Origin of the sequence: Mycobacterium sp. 852002-51961_SCH5331710, assembly GCF_001665535.1 — a bacterium.
Classification (GTDB): domain Bacteria; phylum Actinomycetota; class Actinomycetes; order Mycobacteriales; family Mycobacteriaceae; genus Mycobacterium.
The window spans coordinates 86,393-108,287 of the sequence record NZ_LZSQ01000084.1; the positions used below are offsets into that span (position 1 = coordinate 86,393).

At 67.3% G+C, this 21,895-nt stretch carries 25 protein-coding genes and 1 pseudogene; 16 read left to right on the forward strand and 10 right to left on the reverse strand.

Annotated features, from left to right (window positions below):
* Positions 1-84 precede the first annotated feature (84 nt).
* Both A5752_RS14025 and A5752_RS14030 read left to right on the forward strand, forming a co-directional pair.
* Positions 85-570: a TspO/MBR family protein gene (locus A5752_RS14025; protein WP_067086308.1), complete on the forward strand. Its 486-nt coding sequence runs from the start codon at positions 85-87 to the stop codon at positions 568-570.
* Positions 567-1,190, forward strand: a complete 624-nt coding sequence (locus A5752_RS14030) for an SOUL family heme-binding protein (protein ID WP_067086315.1) — start codon at positions 567-569, stop codon at positions 1,188-1,190. The genes A5752_RS14025 and A5752_RS14030 overlap by 4 nt, the downstream gene beginning before the upstream one ends.
* On the opposite strand, the gene A5752_RS27510 is transcribed toward A5752_RS14030, so the two are convergent.
* Genes A5752_RS27510 through A5752_RS14045 form a run of 3 tightly spaced genes read right to left on the reverse strand, consistent with a single transcriptional unit; the run spans position 1,187 to position 5,555 of the window.
* A complete protein-coding gene (locus A5752_RS27510) occupies positions 1,187-2,752 on the reverse strand; it encodes a long-chain-fatty-acid--CoA ligase (protein ID WP_067086317.1) in 1,566 nt (521 codons plus the stop codon). The genes A5752_RS14030 and A5752_RS27510 overlap by 4 nt on opposite strands.
* 30 nt (positions 2,753-2,782) lie before the next feature.
* A complete protein-coding gene (locus A5752_RS27515; RefSeq protein WP_067086320.1) occupies positions 2,783-4,387 on the reverse strand; it encodes an amidohydrolase in 1,605 nt (534 codons plus the stop codon).
* On the reverse strand, positions 4,377-5,555 hold the full coding sequence (locus A5752_RS14045) for a PA2928 family protein (RefSeq protein ID WP_067086322.1): 1,179 nt from the start codon (positions 5,553-5,555) through the stop codon (positions 4,377-4,379). The genes A5752_RS27515 and A5752_RS14045 overlap by 11 nt, the downstream gene beginning before the upstream one ends.
* A 173-nt stretch (positions 5,556-5,728) precedes the next feature.
* On the opposite strand from A5752_RS14045, the gene A5752_RS14050 reads away from it, so the two are divergent.
* Positions 5,729-6,193 carry a YciI family protein gene (locus A5752_RS14050; protein ID WP_067086324.1) on the forward strand — a complete coding sequence of 155 codons (465 nt, stop codon included), beginning with the start codon at positions 5,729-5,731 and terminating at the stop codon, positions 6,191-6,193.
* A gap of 6 nt (positions 6,194-6,199) precedes the next feature.
* On the opposite strand, the gene A5752_RS14055 is transcribed toward A5752_RS14050, so the two are convergent.
* Positions 6,200-6,448, reverse strand: coding sequence for a DUF3253 domain-containing protein (locus A5752_RS14055; protein ID WP_067086436.1), 249 nt, complete (start codon positions 6,446-6,448; stop codon positions 6,200-6,202).
* A 92-nt stretch (positions 6,449-6,540) separates the two neighbouring features.
* On the opposite strand from A5752_RS14055, the gene fadD8 reads away from it, so the two are divergent.
* Positions 6,541-8,142, forward strand: coding sequence for a fatty-acid--CoA ligase FadD8 (gene fadD8 / locus A5752_RS14060; protein WP_067086327.1), 1,602 nt, complete (start codon positions 6,541-6,543; stop codon positions 8,140-8,142).
* Positions 8,143-8,222: 80 nt separating this feature from the next.
* Here fadD8 and A5752_RS14065 read toward each other — a convergent pair whose 3' ends face one another.
* Positions 8,223-8,825, reverse strand: a complete 603-nt coding sequence (locus tag A5752_RS14065) for a nucleoside/nucleotide kinase family protein (RefSeq protein WP_067086330.1) — start codon at positions 8,823-8,825, stop codon at positions 8,223-8,225.
* A complete protein-coding gene (locus A5752_RS14070; RefSeq protein ID WP_067086333.1) occupies positions 8,809-9,018 on the reverse strand; it encodes a hypothetical protein in 210 nt (69 codons plus the stop codon). The genes A5752_RS14065 and A5752_RS14070 overlap by 17 nt, the downstream gene beginning before the upstream one ends.
* Positions 9,019-9,147: 129 nt before the next feature.
* Between A5752_RS14070 and A5752_RS14075 the strand changes: the two genes are divergently transcribed.
* The 4 genes from A5752_RS14075 to A5752_RS14090 all read left to right on the forward strand — a co-directional run bounded on the left by A5752_RS14075 (position 9,148) and on the right by A5752_RS14090 (position 12,466).
* Positions 9,148-10,350, forward strand: coding sequence for an RNA polymerase sigma factor (locus tag A5752_RS14075; protein WP_067086439.1), 1,203 nt, complete (start codon positions 9,148-9,150; stop codon positions 10,348-10,350).
* Positions 10,351-10,360: 10 nt separating this feature from the next.
* On the forward strand, positions 10,361-11,047 hold the full coding sequence (locus tag A5752_RS14080) for an HAD family hydrolase (protein ID WP_067086338.1): 687 nt from the start codon (positions 10,361-10,363) through the stop codon (positions 11,045-11,047).
* Positions 11,048-11,108: 61 nt separating this feature from the next.
* The gene (locus tag A5752_RS14085; RefSeq protein ID WP_067086340.1) at positions 11,109-11,558 is read left to right on the forward strand and encodes a nitroreductase family deazaflavin-dependent oxidoreductase; all 450 of its coding nucleotides are present in this window, start codon (positions 11,109-11,111) and stop codon (positions 11,556-11,558) included.
* Positions 11,555-12,466, forward strand: coding sequence for a 1,4-dihydroxy-2-naphthoyl-CoA synthase (locus A5752_RS14090; RefSeq protein WP_067086342.1), 912 nt, complete (start codon positions 11,555-11,557; stop codon positions 12,464-12,466). Before A5752_RS14085 ends, A5752_RS14090 begins: the two co-directional genes overlap by 4 nt.
* On the opposite strand, the gene A5752_RS14095 is transcribed toward A5752_RS14090, so the two are convergent.
* On the reverse strand, positions 12,463-13,413 hold the full coding sequence (locus A5752_RS14095; protein WP_067086345.1) for an oxygenase MpaB family protein: 951 nt from the start codon (positions 13,411-13,413) through the stop codon (positions 12,463-12,465). The two genes, A5752_RS14090 and A5752_RS14095, sit on opposite strands and share 4 nt — an antisense overlap.
* Positions 13,414-13,559: 146 nt before the next feature.
* Between A5752_RS14095 and A5752_RS14100 the strand changes: the two genes are divergently transcribed.
* The 4 genes from A5752_RS14100 to A5752_RS14115 all read left to right on the forward strand — a co-directional run bounded on the left by A5752_RS14100 (position 13,560) and on the right by A5752_RS14115 (position 17,019).
* On the forward strand, positions 13,560-14,126 hold the full coding sequence (locus A5752_RS14100) for a TetR/AcrR family transcriptional regulator (RefSeq protein ID WP_067086347.1): 567 nt from the start codon (positions 13,560-13,562) through the stop codon (positions 14,124-14,126).
* A 70-nt stretch (positions 14,127-14,196) separates the two neighbouring features.
* The gene (locus A5752_RS14105) at positions 14,197-15,081 is read left to right on the forward strand and encodes an SDR family oxidoreductase (RefSeq protein ID WP_067086350.1); all 885 of its coding nucleotides are present in this window, start codon (positions 14,197-14,199) and stop codon (positions 15,079-15,081) included.
* Between the two features lies 1 nt (position 15,082).
* Positions 15,083-16,624: a long-chain-fatty-acid--CoA ligase gene (locus tag A5752_RS14110; RefSeq protein WP_067086352.1), complete on the forward strand. Its 1,542-nt coding sequence runs from the start codon at positions 15,083-15,085 to the stop codon at positions 16,622-16,624.
* Positions 16,625-16,647: 23 nt separating this feature from the next.
* On the forward strand, positions 16,648-17,019 hold the full coding sequence (locus A5752_RS14115) for a VOC family protein (protein ID WP_067086355.1): 372 nt from the start codon (positions 16,648-16,650) through the stop codon (positions 17,017-17,019).
* A 4-nt stretch (positions 17,020-17,023) separates the two neighbouring features.
* Here A5752_RS14115 and A5752_RS14120 read toward each other — a convergent pair whose 3' ends face one another.
* From A5752_RS14120 to A5752_RS14130, 3 genes are read right to left on the reverse strand one after another with little or no spacing between them, the layout of a single operon-like run.
* Positions 17,024-17,329 (reverse strand): DUF3349 domain-containing protein, encoded by a 306-nt coding sequence (locus tag A5752_RS14120; RefSeq protein WP_067086442.1) that lies wholly within the window; start codon positions 17,327-17,329, stop codon positions 17,024-17,026.
* Positions 17,330-17,342: 13 nt separating this feature from the next.
* Complete coding sequence (locus A5752_RS14125) at positions 17,343-17,627, reverse strand: hypothetical protein (protein WP_067086358.1); 285 nt, start codon at positions 17,625-17,627, stop codon at positions 17,343-17,345.
* A 19-nt stretch (positions 17,628-17,646) separates the two neighbouring features.
* Positions 17,647-18,906, reverse strand: a complete 1,260-nt coding sequence (locus A5752_RS14130; RefSeq protein WP_067086399.1) for an inorganic phosphate transporter — start codon at positions 18,904-18,906, stop codon at positions 17,647-17,649.
* 223 nt (positions 18,907-19,129) lie between these two features.
* Here A5752_RS14130 and A5752_RS14135 point away from each other — a divergent pair, with 223 nt between their 5' ends.
* The 4 genes and pseudogenes from A5752_RS14135 to A5752_RS14150 form a co-directional block, all read left to right on the forward strand.
* Positions 19,130-19,432: a DUF3349 domain-containing protein gene (locus tag A5752_RS14135; protein WP_067086400.1), complete on the forward strand. Its 303-nt coding sequence runs from the start codon at positions 19,130-19,132 to the stop codon at positions 19,430-19,432.
* Positions 19,433-19,482: 50 nt separating this feature from the next.
* Positions 19,483-20,583, forward strand: coding sequence for an o-succinylbenzoate--CoA ligase (menE, locus tag A5752_RS14140; RefSeq protein ID WP_286159389.1), 1,101 nt, complete (start codon positions 19,483-19,485; stop codon positions 20,581-20,583).
* 45 nt (positions 20,584-20,628) lie between these two features.
* Complete coding sequence (locus A5752_RS14145) at positions 20,629-21,243, forward strand: pyridoxamine 5'-phosphate oxidase family protein (protein WP_067086449.1); 615 nt, start codon at positions 20,629-20,631, stop codon at positions 21,241-21,243.
* Positions 21,244-21,427: 184 nt separating this feature from the next.
* A pseudogene (locus A5752_RS14150) lies at positions 21,428-21,895 on the forward strand (hypothetical protein); the annotation flags it as partial.

Sequence of the window (21,895 nt, forward strand, 5' to 3'; positions counted from 1 at the left end):
TTCGGGATCGGGAGGTTTACCGATCACGTTTCCCGGCTACCTTTCAGTTGCTTAACTAATTGTGATTCGTCCTAGGAGCACATCGTGCAAGTGAAGACCTTGGCCCCGACCGCGCTGGCGGTGACGGCGACGGCTGTCGTCGGCGGGTTGGCCAGCAAGGACTCGCAGTCCTTCTGGTATGCGAAACTGCGCAAGCCTCCGTATCAGCCACCGGCGCAGGCGTTTCCGATCGTCTGGCCGATCCTGTACGCCGACATCGCCGCAACGTCGGCGGCGACCCTCGACGAGCTCGAGCGCCGCGGCCAGACCCGCGAGCGTCGCCGCTACATCGCCGCGCTCGGGGTGAACCTCGTGCTCAACGGCGGCTGGTCGTGGTTGTTCTTCAACCAGGGCAAGCTCGCCACGTCGGCCGTGGCGGCGGGTGCGCTCGCCGTCAGCAGCGCCGACCTCACGCGCCGTGCCGTACAGGTGCGGGGGGCCCAAGCGGCGCCGCTGGCGTTGTATCCGCTGTGGTGTGCGTTCGCGACCGTGCTGTCGTCGCACATCTGGTTCCTGAACCGACGCCGATGAAGCTACTGGATCTCCCGCGCCAGGTCGCGGAGTCGGTGTTCTCGCTCGTCGGCATCCGGGTGGGCACCGAGGAACCGCACCACCTGACGACGAAGCTGTCCGATCGGGTGGAAATCCGCCGTTACGGCCCCCGCATCGCGGCCGAGACCACCGTCGACGCCGACGAGGACCGCGCCAGGAACATCGGCTTCCGCCGGCTCGCCGGATACATCTTCGGCGGTAACCACCGCGACGAGACGATCGCGATGACCGCCCCGGTCAGCCAGCAGTCCCGCGAGAAGATCGCGATGACGGCGCCGGTCGCACAGGCCCACGAGGACGGCAACTCGACGATCCGCTTCTACATGCCGTCGAAGTGGATGCTGGACACGCTGCCCACGCCGGATGACGACAAGGTGCGGCTGATCGAGGTACCCGGTGAGACCGTCGCGGTGCTGCGCTTCACCGGCGACCGCAGCCCGCGCGCCGTTGCCGAACGCACACGAGAGCTCTCGGATACCCTGCGCGCCAACGGAATCGAGGCCATCGGGAATGCGCAGTCCTGGTTCTACGACCCGCCCTGGACGCTGCCGTTCCGCCGCCGCAACGAGATCGCGATCCCGGTGCGGCCGGCCGACTAGACCGTCGCGCGGTCGCGGTTCTCCCAGTACGGTTTGCGCAGTTCTTTTTTGAGAATCTTGCCGGTCGGGTTGCGGGGCAACTCGTCGGTGATGTCGACCGTCTTCGGGCACTTGTAGGCTGCGAGCCGCTCCCGGCACCAGGTGATGATCTCCTCCGGCGTCACCGAATCCTCGACCGACACAACGGCCTTGACCACCTCGCCCCACTTGTCGTCGGGGACGCCGATCACCGCGACGTCGGTCACCGCGGGGTGTTCGGCGATGACGCGCTCGACCTCAATCGAGTAGATGTTCTCGCCGCCGGAGATGATCATGTCCTTGAGCCGGTCCTCGACGAAGATGTAGCCCTCCTCGTCGATACGGCCGATGTCTCCGGTGCGGAACCATCCGTCGTCGGTGATCGCCTCGGCCGTCGCCTCGGGCTTGTTGTGGTAGCCCTTCATCAGTTGCGGTGTGCGGAACCATAACTCGCCCTGCTGGCCGGCGGGTACGTCTTGTAGCGTGTCGGGGTCGACGACCCGGACCTCGGCACCGGGGATCACACGGCCCGCGCTGACGAGCCGCTCCTCGGTGCCGGAGCGGTGGTCGTCGGGCAGCAGCTGGCTGATCACCCCGCACACCTCGGTCAACCCGTACACCTGGATGAAATCGGTGTTGGGCCAGGCTTCCAACGCCGCCCTCAGCAGCGGTAGCGGCATCGGCGACGCGCCGTAGACATACGTCTTGAGGGCCCCGAACAACTTGACCGCATCATCGCCGGACTCCAGCACCTTGGCCAGCACGGCGGGTACGAGGAAGGTTCGGTTGGCGCCCTTGAGGATTGCGCCGGCCAGCGCCGCACCGTCGACCTCGCGCGTCATCACGCTGGGCACACCGTCGTGAATGCCGAACTGCACGTACGACGATCCACCGACGTGGAACAGCGGCATCGACACCATGCTCTTGTCGCCCTCGTCGAAACCCCAGCCGTTGTGCGCGTTGATGGTGTGCGCGATCAGGTTGGCCTGGGTGATCTGCACGCCCTTCGGGCGTCCCGTCGTGCCCGACGAGTACATGATGATCGCGACGTCGTCGGGCTGGACGTCGTCGGCGCGCCCGACCGGCGTCGCGTCGGCGAGCAACGCCTCGTATTCGTCGCCGTCGCCGCCCTCCGGGGTGACCTCGATGATCTTTTCGACGTTGGTGAGCTTGTCGCGGATCTTGTCGATCGTCGGCTTCAGCTCGGTGCCCACGATCAGCAGCTTGGCGCCCGAGTCGTTGAGCACGTAGTCGAGTTCGTCGGCGGCCAAGCGGAAGTTGATGATCGCGTTCGCCGCGCCCAGCGACGCCGCGGCCACGGTCAGCTCGACGCAGGCGGGGTGGTTCTTGTCCAGGAACGCCACCACGTCACCGCGTTTGACGCCGGCTTGTTGAAGCGCGCCGGCCAGCCGGCGGACCCGGTCGTTCCACTCCGCCCACGTCCAGGTGCGGTCCAAATAGGTCATCGCCTCGGCGTCGGGCTTGGCCTTGGCCCAGTGCGCGAGCCGTTCGTCGAGAAATCGCGGGTCATGCAGGTCAGACATGCCATGAAGGGTGCCATGACCGCCGTCGGCTCAGACCGCTTTCGGGTAAACCTGGCGTCCCGCGAGGAAGGTCGCGCGGACCTCGAGGCCCGCGATCTGCTCGGGCGCGACGGCGCGCGGGTCGGCCGAGAGCACCACCAGGTCGGCGTACTTACCCACTTCCAGTGAGCCGACCACGTCGTCGGCGAACAACTGGTAGGCGGCGTCCAACGTCTGTGCCCTGATCGCCTGTTCGACGGAGATGCGCTGTTCGGGTCCGATCACGCGTCCGCTCGGCGCCGTGCGCGTGACCGCGACGCTGATGTTGCGCAGCGGTTCCTCCGGGGTCACTGGCGGATCGTTGTGCAGCGAGATCCGCATACCGGTGGCGACCGCGGATCCGCAAGGCATCCAACGGCTTCCGTGTTCGGCGCCGAACAAGCCGTCGACGATGATGTCGCCCCAGTAGTGGATCTGGTCGACGAAGATGCTGCACACGACGCCGAGGCCGTGCGCGCGTTGTAGCTGATCGTCGCGGATGGCGCCGACGTGTTCGAGGCGCAGCCGGTGGTTGTCGCGGGGCCAGAGCCGCAACGCCTCGTCGTAGACGTCGAGGATCGTGTCCACGCCGGAGTCGCCCTGCACGTGACAGGCCATCGCCCAGCCCTTCGGAAAGTAGGCGTGCACGATCTCGGTGAGCTGCTCGCGGGTGTAGTTGGCGCATCCGCACGAACCGGGCGCGACGCCGATGTTGCGGGTGGCGTCGGTGTCGAGGTACGGAAACGACAAGTCGATGTTGCCGATCCACGGTGAGCCGTCGACCCATATCTTGATCCCGACCTGGCGCAGTAGATCGTCACCGTTGCCCGGTGTCGCGTCGGTGGACATCTGGGCGTTGGAGATTTCGTAGAGCCGCAGCCGCACGCTGAGATCGCCGCGCAGCCCCTCGATCACCGGGCGGAACACCGGGTCGAACGCCATCTCCGAACACGTGGTCAGCCCGGCCGCGTTGAGCCGCTGCAGTTCGGCGTGCAGCATCGCCGGGTAGTCGGTCGGGTCGATCACCCCGGCCAACAGGCTGAACACCGCGGCGGTCTCCTCGGCGGTGCCGTCGAGGTCGCCATGAGCGTCGCGGCCGTAGCGTGCGCCCTTGGGGTCGGGGGTGTCGCGGGTGAGCCCGAAGCGCCGCGCGGCCGCGCTGTTGAAGTAGGCCTTGTGTCCAGAGTTGTGCACGATCACCAGCGGGTCGTCGGGGGCGACGCCGTCGAGCCACGTCAGCGTCGGATCCGGTAAACCGGCTTGTAGCAACGGATCCCAGCCGTTGAGGTAGGCCCCGTCCGAAGCACGCTTGGCGACCTCCGACCGGATCGCGGCGACCACGTCATCGGCGGCGGGCAGCGTGACCGGCCGGATGTCGACCATCCGCTCGGACAGCACGATGGCTTCCATCAACGGGTGGCCGTGCGCCTCGACGAAGCCCGGCATCACGCAGCCGTCGACGTCGTGGATCTCGGTGCCCGTGCCCACCCAGCCGTCGATCTCGCTGCGGGTGCCGACCGCGACGATGCGGCCGTCGGTGACCGCGATCGCCTCGGCGGTCGGCCGATTCTCGTCGACAGTCAGGACGGTTCCGCGGATGACAAGGTCAGCGGGCATCGGCGCTCCTCGTGTCGGCTCTGGCACGGCCCCAGAAGTCGGTCAGCCCGATGTCGGTCGAAACGCTCCGGCCGTCGGGGCGCAGCACGATCAGGCGGTTGTCGCTGGAGGCGTCGAAGGCGGGCGTGGCGATGATGAGGATGTCTCCGTCGGGCGTGGCCGTGGCCCGTTTGCAGTCGTCGAGGTCGGCCACCACCGCCACAGTCTCCCCTGACCCGACGTCGATCAGCCGGAGCGACTCTCGCCCAGCATCGTTCGGGTCGTCGCCGCGCACGAGCACGACGCCGCTCACGGTACCCAGTGGCCTCGCCGCCGAATGATGCTTCGTGAACATGCCGGTGCCCTCGGCGAGTTGTTCGGCGGTGGCCAGCGCCGCGGGGGTGCGCACGATCTCGTAGACGAGTTCGGGGTCGCCCAGATCGTCGATGCGGGTGATGAGGTCGCTACGTCCGTCGGGCCATTCGCGAATCAAGACGCCCGTCTGCCGGGACAACCGGACCGCACCGCCGTCGGGCAGCGCCATGCGCTTCGGCGCCGCGGCCGGGTCGACGTCGATCATCTCGAAGGTCGCGTCGCGCCTCGGCGCCGAGTCGGCGATCAGTGTGCCCCGCCAGGCCGCGGCGACCTCGTCGGGTGCGGGTTCGGCTTCCGCTGTGCCGAGCGGGATTTGGACGATGTCACCCGTCTGGGTGAGCGCGACGACGGCTCGCGTCTGCGGGTCAACGTGATAGGCGGCATAGGCCCGGGCGTAGTCGTTGCCGAGGCCGGGGATCTGGTCGTTCTGCGCGACGATCCGTCCGCCTTCGACGGCCACGATCGACAGCCCATAGTCGGTGGCGATGTAGGCGAGGCCATCGGCGACGGCGAGTACGGCGCGGTACCACCCGCTCTTGCCGTGCAACTGGATGTCCCAGAGCAGCTCACCCGTCTGCAGCGACACCGCGGCCAACCGTTCCTGCCAGCGGTCGCCGCCGCCGATCGGCGCCGAGCCCGCACCGCCGATGCGACCGTAGGCGGCCAGCACGGCGGGATGGTCGCGGACGGTTGCGTAGCCGACGACGGCGCCGATGCTCGACAGCGGGCGATCGAGCACCCGCGGCACGGCGTACATCCCCAGCAGGGTGCCGCAGGCCACCACCGCGACAGCGATCGAGCGCGCGATCCTCATGACCGATTGTCAGCGGGGGCTTCTAAGCCTGCTCTGGCCCGGCGCTAAAGATTCTCCGAAAACTCCGATGAAAAAAGTTCGCGGCACGTGTCGAATTCAGTGGGATCCCGTTCGACGTGGTGGTGAGGGCACGAAAGACCGGCCCGACCGAACCGATAACAGGAGATGAACTGATGGCGCGATACATGATGATCATGCGGGTCACCCCCGAGGGTGAGGCGGCGTTCGCCGACGCCGAGATCGACTTCAACGAGGTCATCGAGTCGATGGGCCGCTACAACGAGGAACTGATCAAGGCCGGGGTGATGCTCGCCGGCGAGGGCCTCACCGGGCCGGAGGACGGCTTCGTCGTCGACTTCGACAACGACCCGCCGGTGGTGACCGACGGCCCGTACACCGAGGCCAAGGAGCTGTTCAACGGCTTCTGGATCATCGACGTGTCCTCCAAGGAGGAGGCCAAGCAGTGGGCCCAGAAGTGTCCGCTGGGGCCCGGCGTCCGGCTCGAGGTCCGTCTGGTCGGCGAGACCGACCAGTTCCCGCAGGACAATCCGTGGGTCAAGAAGGAGATCCAGTGGAAGGCCGACCTCGCCGAAAAGGTCGCCGCGCAGGCCCGCGCGGAGGCCGACCGGTTGGCGTGACGATCGCTAGGTGGCGCGGATCCGGATGGGTCCGCGCCACGTCGCGTTCGGGTCGAGCACCTCGCCCTTCTGAGTGATCTCGACGTCGCCGTCGCGCGCGAGGTCGCGGGCGGTCTCGCGGGCGTCGTCCATCAGGTCGCGCCAGTCGTCGCCGCCGATCGCGCGGGCCGCGTCCGACGGACAGATCGTCTTGTCCGGCCCCCGTTCGCGCGACAGCTTCAGGATCGTCTCGCGCAGCCGCTGCCGGTCGCTCACTTCGCCGAATCTACGCTCCCGCGCCTGCCGCACGAGGTGTCGATTCCGGGGACTTGGTGACTGGAATTGGAACACGTTCTAGTCTGATCGGCATGAGTGATGCCCTCCTGCGCCATCCCATCCATTCCGGCCACCTCACGGTCGGAGCACTGAAGCGGAACAAGGACAAGCCGGTGCTGTTCCTCGGCGACACGACGCTCACCGGCGGGCAGCTCGCCGAGCGCATCAGCCAGTACATTCAGGCGTTCGAGGCGCTGGGCGCCGGGTCGGGGACGGCCACCGGGCTGCTGTCGCTGAACCGGCCGGAGGTGCTGATGATCATCGGTGCCGGGCAGACCCAGGGCTACCGCCGCACCGCACTACACCCTCTCGGCTCTCTGGACGACCACGCCTATGTGTTGAACGACGCCGGCGTCACGTCGCTGATCATCGACCCGAACCCGATGTTCGTCGAGCGGGCACGGGGGCTACTGGACAAGGTGCCGGAGCTCAAGCAGATCCTCACGATCGGGCCGGTGCCCGAGGAGTTGGAAGGCGTCGCCGTCGACCTGACCGCCGAGGCCGCGAAATACTCGCCGCAGCCTCTGGCGGCCGCCGACCTGCCGCCCGACCACATCGGCGGCATGGCCTACACCGGCGGCACCACCGGTAAGCCGAAGGGCGTCATCGGTACCGTGCAGTCGATCACGACGATGACGACGATCCAGTTGGCCGAGTGGGAATGGCCGGAGAATCCGAAGTTCTTGATGTGCACCCCGCTGTCGCACGCGGGCGCGGCGTTCTTCGTGCCGACGATCATCAAGGGCGGCCAGCTGTTCGTGCTCACGAAGTTCGATCCCGCCGAGGTGCTGCGCGTGATCGAAGAGCAGAAGATCACCGCGACCATGTTGGTGCCGTCGATGATCTACGCGCTGATGGACCATCCGGATTCGCGCACGCGCGACCTGTCGTCGCTGGAGACCGTGTACTACGGCGCCTCGGCGATGAACCCGGTGCGACTGCGGGAGGCGATCGACCGGTTCGGTCCGATCTTCGCGCAGTACTACGGCCAGTCCGAGGCGCCGATGGTGATCACCTACCTTGCCAAGAAGGATCACGACGAGAAGCGGTTGACGTCGTGTGGGCGACCGACGGTGTTCGCCCGGGTCGCGCTGCTCGACGCCGACGACAAGCCGGTGCCGCAGGGCGAGGTCGGCGAGATCTGTGTGTCCGGTCCCCTGGTGTCCGGCGGCTACTGGAACAAGCCCGAGGCGACCGCCGAAACGTTCCGCGACGGCTGGATGCACACCGGCGACCTGGCCCGCGAGGACGAGGACGGGTTCTATTACATCGTCGACCGGACCAAGGACATGATCGTCACCGGCGGCTTCAACGTGTTTCCGCGTGAGGTGGAAGACGTTGTCGCCGAACATCCTTCGGTCGCCCAGGTCTGCGTGATCGGCACCCCCGACGAGAAGTGGGGTGAGGCGGTGACGGCGGTGGTCGTGCTGCGCCCCGACGCCGACCGCTCCGACGACGCCGTTGCGCGAATGACCACGGAGATCCAGTCCGCGGTGAAGGAACGCAAGGGTTCGGTGCAGTCGCCGAAGCAGGTGATCGTCGTCGACTCGGTACCGGTGACCGCACTGGGCAAGCCGGACAAGAAGGCCGTGCGCGCACAGTTCTGGGCGGGTTCGGAGCGCGCGGTCGGCTGATCCCGCTCCTCCTTCTCCCGCGAGCAGACGCGAAACTGCCTCTTTTCGCGGATTTTTGGGCAGGTTAGCGTCTGCTCGCGCTAGGAAGTGAGCACCCAGTCCGCGCGCGGTTTAGCGCGTTCGATGCGGGTGGCGTTGACGTCGTCGACGGTGTGCACCCATGCCTGCGCCTGCTCGGGCGACTTGCCGAAGGCGATGTGACGCGCGATGAGGCGGCGACGACGCTCGTCGGTCGGGGCGTCGACGAACCAGACCTCGTCGAGCAGCGCACGCACCTTCGGCCACGGGTCGTCGCCGTCGAGAAGGTAGTTGCCTTCGGTCACGATCAGCCGATGCTCGGGCAGAACGGGAATGCTGCCCGCGATCGGCTGTTCGAGATCGCGGTGAAACGCCGGCGCGTAGACGATCTCGTCGCCCTGGGCCCTGATGCGTTGCAGCAGAGCGAGATACCCGTGGGCATCGAACGTGTCGATGGCGCCCTTGCGGTCGAGGCGGCCGAGCCGTTCGAGCTCAACGTCGGCGAGGTGGAAGCCGTCCATCGGCACGGACACCGCGCCGTCGACCGCGGATGCGATCGCCTCGGCCAGTGTCGACTTGCCCGCACCGGGCGGACCGGTGACACCGAGTACCGCGCGAGGGTGACGGCGCCGCAGCGCGTCGAGGCGACTAGTCCAGGAGGGCATCGATTTCCGCGGCGAAGCGAGCGAGTCGCTCCTCTTCGCTCGGGATGCCCTCCTGCTCGTCGGCGGCGCGCTGCCAGCCCAACCGCCACATCCTCGCGATCGCCCGGTCCCCCAACCCCGCATACGGGTTGACGAGCGTGTGCGGGAACGCCTTGCGGCCTTCCCAATACGCGGTGACCAACCTGTGGGTCATACCTTCTAACTTTCCGTCGCGACCTCACCGAATGCACCGCGACACGCCGCAGGAAAACGCCCGTTTGCATCGGCTCGGCACAATGAAGACGTGACCGACGTGCAGGCCACCGTCGACGCAGTGTGGCGCATGGAAGCGGCGAAAATCGTCGCGACACTGACACGTTCGGTCGGCGACGTCGGGCCCGCCGAGGACCTGGCCGCCGACGCGCTCGTCGACGCGCTCGAGCAGTGGCCGGCGTTGGGTGTTCCGCGCAACCCCGGGGCATGGTTGACCACCGTGGCCAAACGCAAGGCCATCGACCTGTGGCGGCGACAGGACAACCTCGACAGCAAATACGCCGCGATGGCTCGCGAACTCGAGACCCACGTCGACGAGCCGTGGGACCCCGACCGCATCGACGACGACGTGCTGCGGCTGATCTTCATCTCGGCGCATCCAGTGCTGTCGCGGGAAGGCCGGATCGCGCTGACCCTGCGGGTGGTCGGCGGCCTGACGACCGAGGAGATCGCCCGCGCCTTCCTGACGTCCACTCCGACGGTCGCCGCGCGCATCACCCGCGCCAAGAAGACGCTGTCGGCCGCGAACGTGCCGTTCGAGGTGCCGGACCGCTCCGAGTATCCGAAGCGGCTCTCGGCGGTACTGAGCGTGATCTACCTGATCTACAACGAGGGATATTCGGCGTCGTTCGGTCAGCGTTGGATCCGCGACGAGCTGTGCGCCGAGGCGCTGCGTCTCGGTCGGGTGCTCGCCGCGCTGGTGCCCGACGAGCCCGAGGTTCACGGCCTGGTGGCGTTGATGGAGCTCCAATCGTCGCGCTTCGCGGCGCGCACCGACGGGGACGGCAGGCCCATCCTGTTGGAGGACCAGAACCGCGCCAAATGGGACCGCGCGCAGATCCAGCGTGGTGTGGCCGCGCTCGAGCGGTCCGCTAACGCGTTGCGGCGCAAGGGTACCGGCTGGGGACCGTATGCACTGCAGGCCGCGATCGCCGAATGCCACGCCACGGCGCCAACGGCCGCCGACACCGATTGGCAGCGCATCGTCGCGCTGTACGACGGATTGATTCAAGCGGCGCCGTCGCCCGTAATTGCGCTCAACCGGGCGGTCGCGGTGGCGATGGCTAGCGGCCCGGCCGCCGGGTTGGAGATCGTCGACAAGCTGACGGGTCTGGACGGCTCCTACCTGCTGCCCAGCGTGCGCGGCGAACTGCTGGCCCGGCTGGGCCGGGGCGCCGAGGCCGCGACGGAGTTCGAGCGGGCCGCCGCCCTGACCGACAACGAGCGCGAACGAGAAGTGCTGTACGACAAGGCAAGTCGAGTTCACCGGTAGGGTCGTCGGAATGGGTGACATCAAGGCGGTCCTGTTCGACTACTCAGGCACGCTGTTTCGGCTCGAGGAGGACGAGAGTTGGTTTCACGGGATGGAGGTCGACGACCGCGAGGTCGACAGCCACGTCCAGGCCGAGTTGATGCGCCGGATGACCGCGCCGACGGGCCACCACGTCGAGATGACGCCGGAAGCCCACCACGTGTGGGTGAACCGCGACCTCGCACCGCATCTGCACCGCGAGGCGTATCTGCATGTGCTGCGCGAGTCCGGGCTGGCCGACGAACACGCGGAGTCGCTGTACGGGCTGCTGATCGACCCGCTGAACTGGACGCCGTATCCGGACACCACCGACGTCCTGCGCGGCCTGCAACGCCAGCACATCAGGACCGCGGTCGTCTCCAACATCGCCTTCGACGTGCGGCCGGCGTTCACGTCGATCGGTGCTGCCGAGTTCGTCGACGAATTCGTGCTGTCCTTTGAAGTCGGTGCGGTGAAGCCCGACCCGGCCATCTTCGAGACCGCCCTGAGCCGCCTGGGCGTGGCCGCCGAGTCGGCGCTGATGATCGGTGACAGCGACGAGGCCGACGGCGGCGCCCGCGCGGTGGGGTGCGGCTTTGCGCTGGTCGATCCGCTGCCGACGACCGAGCGGCCAGACGGCCTGCGCACCGCACTGTCGGAGTTCGGCGTCACGGTCTGAGCCGGGCCCACCGCGCGGCCGCCGGTGTTCCGCGTCGAGGCGATCACGTAGCGTTTCGAGCATGTCCGACATTCGCCTGCCGTGGTGGCTCAAGTACGTCAACAAGGTGATGATCGGTCTGCAGACGCTCGGCGTCCTCGGCGAGAAGGGCCCCGTCGTGCTCGAGGTTGCCGGCCGCAAGACCGGCAAACCGCGCAAGACCCCGGTGACGCCGATGGAGGTCGACGGGCAGCGCTACGTGGTCGGCGGCGTGCCCGGCTCCGACTGGGCCGCCAACGTGCGGGCCGCCGGCGAGGCCACGCTGCACATCGGCCGCCGCGGCGAGCGGGTGCGGATGGTCGAGATGTCCACCGAGGAGGCACGCCCGCTGCTGCGGCAGTTCCCGACCAAGGTGCCCACGGGCGTCGACTTCATCAAGAACGCCGGACTGGTCACCGGGCCCAACCCCGACGAGTTCGAGGCCCTCGCGGGGCGGTGCCCCGTTTTCCGCATCGATAAGGTATCCCCGTGAGTGACAACCCCTTTGACCCGTCGCAGTGGCAATCCGTCGACGGTTTCGACCTGACCGACATCACCTACCACCGCCACGTCGTCGACGGCGTACGGCAGCCGACGGTGCGGGTGGCGTTCGATCGGCCGGAGGTGCGCAACGCTTTTCGTCCGCACACCGTCGACGAGCTGTACCGGGTCCTCGACCACGCCCGGATGTCATCGGACGTCGGCGTCGTGCTGCTGACCGGTAACGGGCCATCACCGAAGGACGGCGGATGGGCGTTCTGCTCCGGAGGCGACCAGCGGATCCGCGGACGCAGCGGCTACCAGTACGCATCGGGCGAGACCGCCGAGACCGTCGACCCCGCACGTGCCGGACGCCTGCACATCCTCGAGGTGCAACGGCTGATCCGGTTCATGCCGAAACCCGTGATTTGTCTGGTCAACGGGTGGGCCGCCGGCGGCGGGCACAGCCTGCACGCCGTGTGCGATCTGACGCTGGCCAGCCGCGAGCACGCCAAGTTCAAGCAAACCGACGCCGATGTCGGCAGCTTTGACGGCGGGTACGGCAGCGCGTATCTGGCCAAGCAGGTCGGTCAAAAGTTCGCCCGCGAGATCTTCTTCCTCGGCAGGCCCTACACCGCCGAGCAGATGCACGCGATGGGTGCGGTCAACGCGGTCGTCGACCACGCCGAGCTCGAGACGGTTGCGCTGCAGTGGGCGTCGGAGATCAACGGCAAGTCGCCGCAAGCGATTCGGATGCTCAAGTACGCGTTCAACCTCACCGACGACGGGCTGGTGGGCCAGCAGTTGTTCGCCGGTGAGGCGACGCGGTTGGCGTACATGACCGACGAAGCGGTCGAGGGCCGCGACGCCTTCCTGGAGAAGCGCGACCCGGACTGGAGCTCTTTCCCGCGCTACTTCTAAGACGGGGAGACGGCGCCCGGGACGCGGTACGCGAACGACTTCTTCTGCCGCTCCTTCATCTTCTCCAGGCACTGGTGGTGCTTGCGGGCGTGGTACGCCAGCGGGAAGTACGTCAGCCGGTCGGGAAGCACGCGGTAGGCGATGCGGATCGCCTTGTAGAGGCGGTTGAGCTGACGTTGCTCCTCCGGGCTCCAACTCACGCCGAGCTTGGTGCGTAGACGGGGGTCGAGCAGGCCGACGATCGACAGGTAGTTCAACCGAAGCACGGGCCGCAGCATGGCCTTGATCAGCGGATAGAACGGCTTGGGCACCGACGGCGGCATCTCCATCGTGCCGGTGATCAGGTCGTCCATCAGCTTCTGCGCCTGCGGCGTGGCCTCGAGCTTGTCGATCATCGACTCGAAGTAGTCGGTCATCTCCTGATCCGTCTCGGGATAGTCGCGCATCGGCACGTGCAGCAGTCGCGCCAGTCGGCGGTTGTCGCGCAGCACCTGCGCCTTCTCGTCGTCGGTGAAGTCACGGCCGATCAGCAGGCGCGCGCCGTGGACGTTGACGATGTACCCGGTGCAGATGACCCACTGGTACGCCTCGGGATTCAGCGCGCTGACCTGTTTTCCGGTCGTCTCGCTCTTCATCGTCATCGGCCGGTGCATGGCCCTGACCCGATTCCCCTCGGCCGCGGCTTCCGTGCCGCCGTACGTCCACTGCAGCACCGAGTCGATGGACCGGATCGCCCGTCCGCCCGGATCACCGTGGAACGCCGCGGAATAGCGGCCGGTGACCTCGGCGATGACGGGGTGCATCGCCTGCATCATGAACGCCGCGCCCTCAAAGATCAGGAACGTCCACCGTCCGGTGTGCTCGGCGGTCAGCGAATCCGGCGGGACCAGTTCGATCGGTCCGTCGTCGATCGGCGACGAGAGATCGATGTCCGAAGTGGCGGTCATGGGCGGCGCCCACCTCCTATCCAGGTAGTGCGGCGAGGTTAATATGACCGTCAGGTCGCATTCAAGTCGCATAAGGGACAGCTGTGAGCACAAATAACCGCAGTTCAGAGCGTAGGAAAGCGCCGCAGCAACAACGGTCTCGTGCCATGGTCGCAAAAATCGTCGAGACGACGGCAGGCCTGTTGCTGACGACGGACCCCGCTCAGGTGACCACGAACCTGATCGCCGATCGGGCGGGTGTCAGCAAAGGGTCGATCTACCAGTACTTCTCCGACAAGGAGGAGATCCTTGGCGCCGCCATCGAACACCTCGCGCTGACGCAGGCCCCTGCGCTGGAGGAACGGTTGCGGACCGTGACGCTCGCCGAACCCGCCGAGGCGATGGCGGCCTCCATCGACATCCTCATCGACGTGACGATCGCCAACCGAGGCCTGCTCCGCTATCTGGCCGAACGCCCCGATCACGTGCGCACGTTCGAAAACATCTCAGGCCTGAACGCGACGCTGGTCGCGATGTCGACGCTGCACATGAACCACTACCACGACCAGTACCGCAATGAACTCAGCCCAAAAGCGTTGGCGTGGTTGTTCTTCAACATGGCAGTGGCCACGACGCTGCGCTATATCGAGTCCGACGACCCGATCCGGCTCGACGAGCTGCGAGCCGGGCTGAAGTTCGCCTCGTTGGGCCTGCTGGCCGGCGGCCGCGACTGAGCGATTTGTGAGTGATTTCGATCGGTGAGCGAACGTTTTCACTCGCAAACCGCTCACCTAGACTCCGCTCGTGAGCAAGAGCCCGTTACGGCGGTTGGCCGACCAACTCGTCCTGACCACTATGCGTCCCCCCGTCGTCCCCGAGTTGCTGCAGTATCAGCCCGGCCGCGACGTCGTCGACCTGCGGGGTAAGCGGATCCTGCTCACCGGAGCGTCATCGGGCATCGGCGAGGCGGCCGCGGAGAAGTTCGCCCGCCGCGGGGCCACCGTCGTCGTGGCGGCGCGGCGACAGGAACTGCTCGACGCGCTGGTCGACCGGATCACCGAGAACGGCGGGGACGCCTGGGCCCACGCGTGCGATCTGTCGGACCTCGACGCGGTCGACGGCCTCGCCGAACGGGTCACCGAAGAACTCGGCGGCGTCGACATCCTGATCAACAACGCCGGCAAGTCGATCCGCAGACCCCTGGCCGAGTCGCTGGATCGCTGGCACGACGTCGAACGAACCATGGCGCTCAACTACTACGGGCCGCTGCGGCTGATCCGCGGCCTGGCGCCGGGTATGCGCGAGCGACGCGACGGCCACATCATCAACGTGTCCACATGGGGTGTGCTCAGCGAGTCGTCGCCGCTGTTCTCGGTGTACAACGCGTCGAAGGCCGCGCTGACCGCGGTGAGCCGCGTCATCGAAACCGAATGGAGCTCCGACGGAGTGCATTCGACGACGCTGTTCTACCCGCTGGTGCGCACACCGATGATCGCGCCTACCCGCGCCTACGACGGACTGCCCGGTCTGACCGCCGACGAGGCCGCCGACTGGATGGTCACCGCCGCCAAGACGCGGCCCGTGCGGATCGCTCCGCGAATGGCTGTCAGCGCCCAGGTGCTCAACAGCTTCGCACCCGCGGTGGTCGATGCGGTGATGAAACGTCAACGCGTGCAACCGAACAAGTAAGATGCCGCACCCCGACATCGCGACCGTCGCGGACATCGCACGCGTCTTCGGCACCGAACGCCCGGACGCGACCGCGTTGATCGCCGGTGAGCGCACCGCGACGTTCGCCGAACTCGACGCCCGGTCCAACCGGGTCGCCCAGGCGTTGCGCGCCGCCGGCGTGGGGTTCGGCGACCGGGTCGCGTTCATCGAGAAGAACGGCATCGAGTTCTTCGAAGTCGCCTGCGCGCTGTCGAAACTCGGTGCGGTCGTGGTGCCCGTCAACTGGCGGCTGGCACCACCGGAGATGCTGCACATCATCGACGACTCCGGCGCGCGGGTGGTGATCGTCGGCACCGAGTTCTTCGGTCACGTCGAAGCCATCGAGGATCGATTGACCGCCACCCTCGTCGCCGTGGGTGCGCACCCACGCTGGCCCGCGTTCGGCGAGTGGACGGCGAACTACCCGGCCGAAGACCCCTGTGTCACAACGCAACCCGACGACCTCGCCTTCCTGATGTACACCTCAGGCACCACTGGGTCGCCCAAGGGCGTCATGCTGACCAACGACAACTATTTCTGCAAGGCCACCGGAATCGCCGACAAATGGCGCTTCGACGCCGACAGTGTGAGCCTGGCCGTGATGCCGATGTTCCACATGGCGGGCTCGGGTTGGGCTTTCGTCGGGTTGTGCGAAGGTGCGCGCACGGTCGTGCTGCGCGACGTGGACCCCGCCGCGGTGCTCGATGCCGTTGCGCGGCACGGCATCACCAACATGCTGCTGGTACCGGTGGTGATCCAGCGCCTGCTGAACACCCCCGGTGTCGAGGTGACCGACTTCTCCGCGCTGCGCGCGATCGTCTACGGCGCATCGCCGATCACCGACGACGTCCTGGTCCGCGCGCTGGAGCGGTTCGACTGCGATCTGCTGCAGGTCTACGGGCAGACCGAAACTACCGGCTCCATCACGCAACTCGACCGCCACGACCCGGAGCTGTTGCGCTCCTGCGGTAAGCCGTTTCCGTGGGTCGAGGTGCGCATCGTCGACGACGACGGACGCGATGTGCCGACGGGCACGGTCGGTGAACTGTGGACCCGCTCGCGGCAGAACATGCGCGGCTACTGGAACAACTCCGCCGCGACGGCCGCCACCATCACGCCGGACGGATGGCTGAAGACCGGCGACGCCGGCTACGTCGACCGCGAGGGCTATGTGTACCTGCACGACCGCGTCAAGGACATGATCGTCTCCGGCGGCGAGAACGTGTACCCCACCGAGATCGAGAACGTGCTGATGACGCATCCGGACGTCGCCGACGTCGCGGTGATCGGTGTGCCGGACCCGGCGTGGGGCGAGGCGGTCAAGGCGATCGTCGTTCCCGCCGCCGACTCCTCCCCCGGTGAGGCCGACCTCATCGCCTACGCACGCCGCCGGCTCGCGGGCTTCAAGCTGCCGAAGTCGGTGTCCTTCGCCGACGACCTGCCCCGCACCCCCAGCGGCAAGATCCTCAAGCGAGCACTGCGCGAGCCGTACTGGGAAGGTGTCGGGCGGCGGATCGGCTGAACCGGCGTGATAGACACGAGGGCATGGAGATTCTGGCCAGCCGGATGCTCATTCGGCCGGCGGACTACCAGCGCTCGCTGCGGTTCTACCGCGACGAGCTCGGGTTGGCGATAGCCCGCGACTACGGTGCGGGCACGGTGTTCTACGCCGGCCAGTCACTGATCGAACTCGCCGGGCACGGCGGACCGCGCGCGGGCGGCACGATGTGGCTGCAGGTACGCGACGTCTACGCCACCGAGGAGGAACTGAGGGGTCGCGGCGTGCCGATCGCGCGGGAGGCCCGCGAGGAGCCGTGGGGTCTGCACGAGATGCACGTCAACGACCCCGACGGGGTGCTGCTGATTTTCGTTCAGGTGCCTGAGACCCACCCGCTGCGTCGCGACACCCGGCAGTGACGGATCAGCGTGCGGGGCTGGCCAGCGGCCAGCCGACCGACGCCAGCCGCGACGCAACCTGGTGCATCTCTTCGGGATTCGGCTCCTGGGCGGTGACCCGATGAATCGCCGCGCGGATATCGTCTTCGGTCACGGTGTCGGAGGTCGCGCCCTTCAGCACCGCCTGCGCAGCGCTGATCACCTCGTCCTCGGCCAGCGAGCGCTTGAGGAGCGCGAGCAGCGGGAAGTAGTCGGTGGGAGGAACGCCCTCCGGATATCCGCGGCGCAGCCAGTTGAGCACGCTGTCCAAGACGTTGCGGTTCTCGTTCATGATGTCGCGCAACTCATTTCCGGGGCATGAAGGGAAACAAGTCGATTCCCGTGTGGTGAATGATCGTGGCCCTGGTGATCCAGAGCACCGCGGTGACGATCACCCACCCGACGAACACGAAGAGCGCTACACCGAGGTATTTGCGAACCGGGTTCGGCGCCGTCACGGTGCCGTCGGCCGCCTCGCCGCCCGCGCCGCTGGAGAAGGCCATCAGCCCCGCCGCGAACAGTGCGGGAAGGCCCGCACCGAGCAGCAGCCCGACCACCAGCACCTTGACGATGCTCTCCAGATGAATCATCGAATGTTCCTTCTCGGCCTCAAACCGTCGCGGCCGGCTTGGGTTCGGGCATCGCTTCCTCGATGGCCGCCCGCAGCTCTGCGGGCACCACGGAATTGGTGGCGTCGTCCCATTCGGCGTTGACGTTGTTGTGGTCGACCTTCTGCTGCTGTGCGCGCCTCCACATGTAGAACGACAGGCCGACGAGCACGAGGAAGATGAGACTGTCACCCGCCAGGTCGGAGCCGGTGAGCACCTCGATGCCGTGGGACAGCCAGAACGACAGCGCGCCAACGAGTCCCGCAGCCGGCAGGGTGACCAGCCAGGCAACGGCCATCCGACCGGCGACCGCCCAGCGGACCTCAGCACCGGTCTTGCCGACGCCACTGCCGAGGATCGAGCCGGTGGCGACGTGGGTGGTCGACAGGGCCATGCCCGCGGCGCTCGAGCTGAGAATGATTGCGGCCGACGATGCTTCGGCGGCGAAGCCCTGAGGCGACTGGATCTCGACGAGCCCCTTACCCAGCGTGCGGATGACTCGCCAGCCGCCGAGATAGGTGCCCAGGCCGATGGCCACCGCGCAGCTGAAGACGACCCAGAACGGCAGGCCGTTCTCCTTGACGTCGCCGGTCAGGTGGCCGGTGGTGATCAGCGCGAGCGCGATGACGCCCATCGTCTTCTGGGCATCGTTGGTGCCGTGCGACAACGCAACCAGCGAAGCGGTCGCTACCTGGCCCCAGCGGAAGCCCTCGCGGCGGCGGCTCTCCACCACGTTGCGGGTGATCCGGTAGACCAGCCAGGTGCCGCACCCCGCGACCAGTCCGGCGATGACGGGCGCGGCGACGGCGGGAATGAGCACCTTCTGGCTGATGCCGCCCCAGTTGACGCCCGCGGTGCCCATCGCGGCGAGGCCTGCGCCGATCAGCCCGCCGAACAGCGCGTGCGACGAACTCGACGGGATGCCGAACAACCAGGTGAGCAGGTTCCACAGGATGCCGCCGATCAGCCCGGCGAAGATGATCGTCAGACCGGTAGACGCGTCGATCGACGGCAGCAGGGCGCCGGTCTTGCCGTCCTGGAGCTTGAGCACCGAGGTGGTGACGGTGACCGCGACCTCGACGGACAGGAACGCACCGACGAGGTTGAGCACGCCGGCCAACAGGACCGCGGTCTTGGGTTTGAGGGCGCCGGTGGCGATCGAGGTGGCCATCGCGTTACCGGTGTCGTGGAAGCCGTTGGTGAAGTCGAATGCCAGTGCGGTTGTGATCAACAGCACGAGGACGATCAACTCAGCGCTCACAGCGCTAATTCTGCGGCCATAGCGGTCGTTTCACCTAATTCTCGGCCACATTCGACCGGTGTGTCATCAGGCCTTTTGCCGTCTCGGGCAATGTGTTCATCCATTGTTCACCCGCCGGCGGTCGAGCGTTTCCCACCAGCGCCAAACTCGTCTTATTCGGGTCGCGCACTAGCATCATCCAATTGAGAGTGGGTAGACCCGATGCGACACGCGGGAGGGCACAGTGACGAAGTTTCTGGCCAAAATTGTCGCGTGGATCACAGCGGGTTACCCCGAAGGAGTGCCCGGTCCGGACCGGGTTCCCTTGATCTCGCTTCTGCGCCGGCGCCTCACCGAGGATGAGGTCCGAACCGTCGCGGTGGAGCTTAAACGCAACGGCGAGTTCGACGACGCCGACATCGGTGTGCTCATCACCCAGATCACCGATGCGCTGCCGACCTCGGAGGACGTCGAACGGGTGCGCAAACGGCTGGCGGTTCGCGGATGGCCGCTCGACGATCCGCGTGACGCCGAGGGGGACTCATAGCCGTCCTGCGGCCGGTCCCCGTCGGGTCCGGTGCCGCGGCGTTGGAGTTCGTGCCCGTCGTGCACGACATGCTGGCCGGCCGCGTGTCCGTCTTGCCGGTGCCCGCTGACGACGAGCGCGAAGCCTCGCTTCTGACAACGTCATTGCGCGCCGGGGCCGACATCGACGACGACGTGGCGGTGGTGGTGCCGACATCCGGCACCACCGGAATTCCCAAGGGCGCGTTGCTGACCGCCGCCGCGCTGACCGCCAGCGCCGAGTCGACACACCACCGGCTCGGCGGGCCGGGCAGCTGGCTGCTGGCGTTGGCGGCCCACCACATCGCCGGGCTCCAGGTGCTGGTTCGCAGCGTCGTCGCGGGCACCACACCAGTGACGCTGGCGCCGACGTTCGAGCCATCCGAATTGCCCTCTGCGATCGACGCATTGGGATCGGGCCGCCGTTACGCGTCGCTGGTGGCCGTGCAACTGGACAAGGCGTTGCGGGACGACCGGGCCGCGGAGGCGCTGGCCACGCTGGACGCGGTTCTCATCGGGGGCGGTCCGATGCCGGCCGGGCTCGCCGAACGCGCTGCGGTGGCGGGCATTCCGGTGGTGCGCACCTACGGGATGAGCGAGACGGCCGGCGGCTGTGTCTATGACGGCGTGCCGTTGGACGGGGTGCGGGTCCGCATCGTCGACGGTGGCCGGATCATGTTGGGCGGTCGAACGCTTGCGAAGGGGTACCGCAATCCCACCGACCGGGACCCGTTCGCCGATGCCGGGTGGTTCCGCACCGGCGATGTGGGCGCGCTCGACTCCGCGGGACGGTTGACGGTGCTCGGCCGTATCGACGACGCGATCAGCAGCGGCGGGCTGACGGTGATGCCGCAGATAGTGGAGGGCGTGCTGGCGACCCACGATGCGATCGCCGAGTGCGCGGTGTTCGGTGTGCCCGATGAGCGGCTGGGTCAGCGGGTGGTCGCCGCCGTCGTGCTCACGGCTGGTCGCGTCGCGCCCACGCCCGCCGAGCTACGCGAGCACGTGGCCGCGGCGCTCGACGCCACGGCAGCACCGCGCGAGGTTCACATTGTCGACGAACTGCCGCGGCGCGGGATCGGCAAGATCGACCGGCGAGCGCTGACGGCGCGGTTCACCGACCCGCACGCTTGAGACCGTTGCGGCGTCGGCGTGGACGACGTCGAGCATGATGGACCCATGCGTTGCGAAGTCAGCACCGTCGACCAGTTACGGGCCGTCGTCGGGCAACCCGACCACTACGTCGCCAACAAGGTCAAGGACCGCCTGTCACCGGTACAGCGTGACTGGATCGCGCACTCGCCGCTATGTTTGGTCGCGACGACGGATGCGCGCGGTCGCGTCGACGTGTCACCGAAGGGCGATCCACCCGGATTCGTCCACGTCATCGACGCCACCACGATCGCGATCCCCGAGCGGCCCGGCAACAAGCGGGTTGACGGCTATCTCAACGTGCTGCAGAACCCGCATGTCGGCACGCTGTTTCTGATCCCCGGTCGCGGCGACACGTTGCGCATAAACGGCACGGCGAAGATCCTCTCGGACGCCGACTATTTCGATGGTCTCGCCGTCAAGGGCAAGCGTCCGATCCTCGCGCTCGAAATCGCGATCGAAGAGGTGTTCTTCCACTGCGCCAAGGCTTTTCTGCGTTCGGATGCCTGGGATCCGTCGACCTGGAACCCATCGGCATTGCCGAGTGTCGCGCAGCTACTCAAGGCGCTCCGGTACGACTGGAGCGATGCCGAACTCGAGGACTACTACAGCGAGGCCAAGACGCGCGAGCGCTTGTACTGACCGCGCACCGTTCAGATCTGGTTGATGCCACCGGCGACGGGGATGACGAATGTGTGACCGCGCTGATGAGTTGGGTCTCGGCGCGTTCGAGGCGATCGGCCAGCGGCGTGCCGGCGAACAGCGGCTGATCTTGAACGCTCATCGGAGGTCACCTTAGGGTCGACGCGGCGAATAGGGTGACGGAATGCGGGCCAGTCGCAAGGAGATCGTGGCGGTCGCCATCGGCGTGGTGCTGGTGGTCGCCGCGTTCGTCGTGCCGCACCTGAACCTGGGCATCGTCACACCGCTGATCAACGCCACGTCTGCGCGCTTCCACCAGTTCGCGGACACCGCGCCGATCTTCGGGTGGTGGAACACGCACGTCGGGTGGGGCACGGTCCCGGCGGTCGTGATCGGCGCAGCCGCGGTGTTGTGGGGACCCACGGTCGCACAACGCCTGGTGTGGCGCGCCGTGCCCTGGGCGACATGGGCGACGGCCTGCGCGTGGGCGTTCTCGCTGGCGATGATCGACGGTTGGCAGCGCGGTTTCGCCGGGCGCCTGGCCGCCCGCCACGAATATCTGCGACAGGTCCCCACCGTCACCGACATACCGCATGCCCTACGGACCTTCTCGGACAGAATCCTTGACTATCAACCGGATTCGTGGATCACC

What these genes read in the sequence shown, in the direction of transcription:
- A5752_RS14030 (WP_067086315.1), top strand. Translation starts at nt 567, where the DNA reads ATGAAGCTACTGGATCTCCCGCGCCAGGTCGCGGAGTCGGTGTTCTCG.
- A5752_RS27510 (WP_067086317.1), bottom strand. Translation starts at nt 2,752, where the DNA reads ATGTCTGACCTGCATGACCCGCGATTTCTCGACGAACGGCTCGCGCAC.
- A5752_RS27515 (WP_067086320.1), bottom strand. Translation starts at nt 4,387, where the DNA reads ATGCCCGCTGACCTTGTCATCCGCGGAACCGTCCTGACTGTCGACGAG.
- A5752_RS14045 (WP_067086322.1), bottom strand. Translation starts at nt 5,555, where the DNA reads ATGAGGATCGCGCGCTCGATCGCTGTCGCGGTGGTGGCCTGCGGCACC.
- A5752_RS14050 (WP_067086324.1), top strand. Translation starts at nt 5,729, where the DNA reads ATGGCGCGATACATGATGATCATGCGGGTCACCCCCGAGGGTGAGGCG.
- fadD8 (WP_067086327.1), top strand. Translation starts at nt 6,541, where the DNA reads ATGAGTGATGCCCTCCTGCGCCATCCCATCCATTCCGGCCACCTCACG.
- A5752_RS14065 (WP_067086330.1), bottom strand. Translation starts at nt 8,825, where the DNA reads ATGCCCTCCTGGACTAGTCGCCTCGACGCGCTGCGGCGCCGTCACCCT.
- A5752_RS14070 (WP_067086333.1), bottom strand. Translation starts at nt 9,018, where the DNA reads ATGACCCACAGGTTGGTCACCGCGTATTGGGAAGGCCGCAAGGCGTTC.
- A5752_RS14075 (WP_067086439.1), top strand. Translation starts at nt 9,148, where the DNA reads ATGGAAGCGGCGAAAATCGTCGCGACACTGACACGTTCGGTCGGCGAC.
- A5752_RS14080 (WP_067086338.1), top strand. Translation starts at nt 10,361, where the DNA reads ATGGGTGACATCAAGGCGGTCCTGTTCGACTACTCAGGCACGCTGTTT.
- A5752_RS14085 (WP_067086340.1), top strand. Translation starts at nt 11,109, where the DNA reads ATGTCCGACATTCGCCTGCCGTGGTGGCTCAAGTACGTCAACAAGGTG.
- A5752_RS14095 (WP_067086345.1), bottom strand. Translation starts at nt 13,413, where the DNA reads ATGACCGCCACTTCGGACATCGATCTCTCGTCGCCGATCGACGACGGA.
- A5752_RS14100 (WP_067086347.1), top strand. Translation starts at nt 13,560, where the DNA reads ATGGTCGCAAAAATCGTCGAGACGACGGCAGGCCTGTTGCTGACGACG.
- A5752_RS14110 (WP_067086352.1), top strand. Translation starts at nt 15,083, where the DNA reads ATGCCGCACCCCGACATCGCGACCGTCGCGGACATCGCACGCGTCTTC.
- A5752_RS14115 (WP_067086355.1), top strand. Translation starts at nt 16,648, where the DNA reads ATGGAGATTCTGGCCAGCCGGATGCTCATTCGGCCGGCGGACTACCAG.
- A5752_RS14120 (WP_067086442.1), bottom strand. Translation starts at nt 17,329, where the DNA reads ATGAACGAGAACCGCAACGTCTTGGACAGCGTGCTCAACTGGCTGCGC.
- A5752_RS14125 (WP_067086358.1), bottom strand. Translation starts at nt 17,627, where the DNA reads ATGATTCATCTGGAGAGCATCGTCAAGGTGCTGGTGGTCGGGCTGCTG.
- A5752_RS14145 (WP_067086449.1), top strand. Translation starts at nt 20,629, where the DNA reads ATGCGTTGCGAAGTCAGCACCGTCGACCAGTTACGGGCCGTCGTCGGG.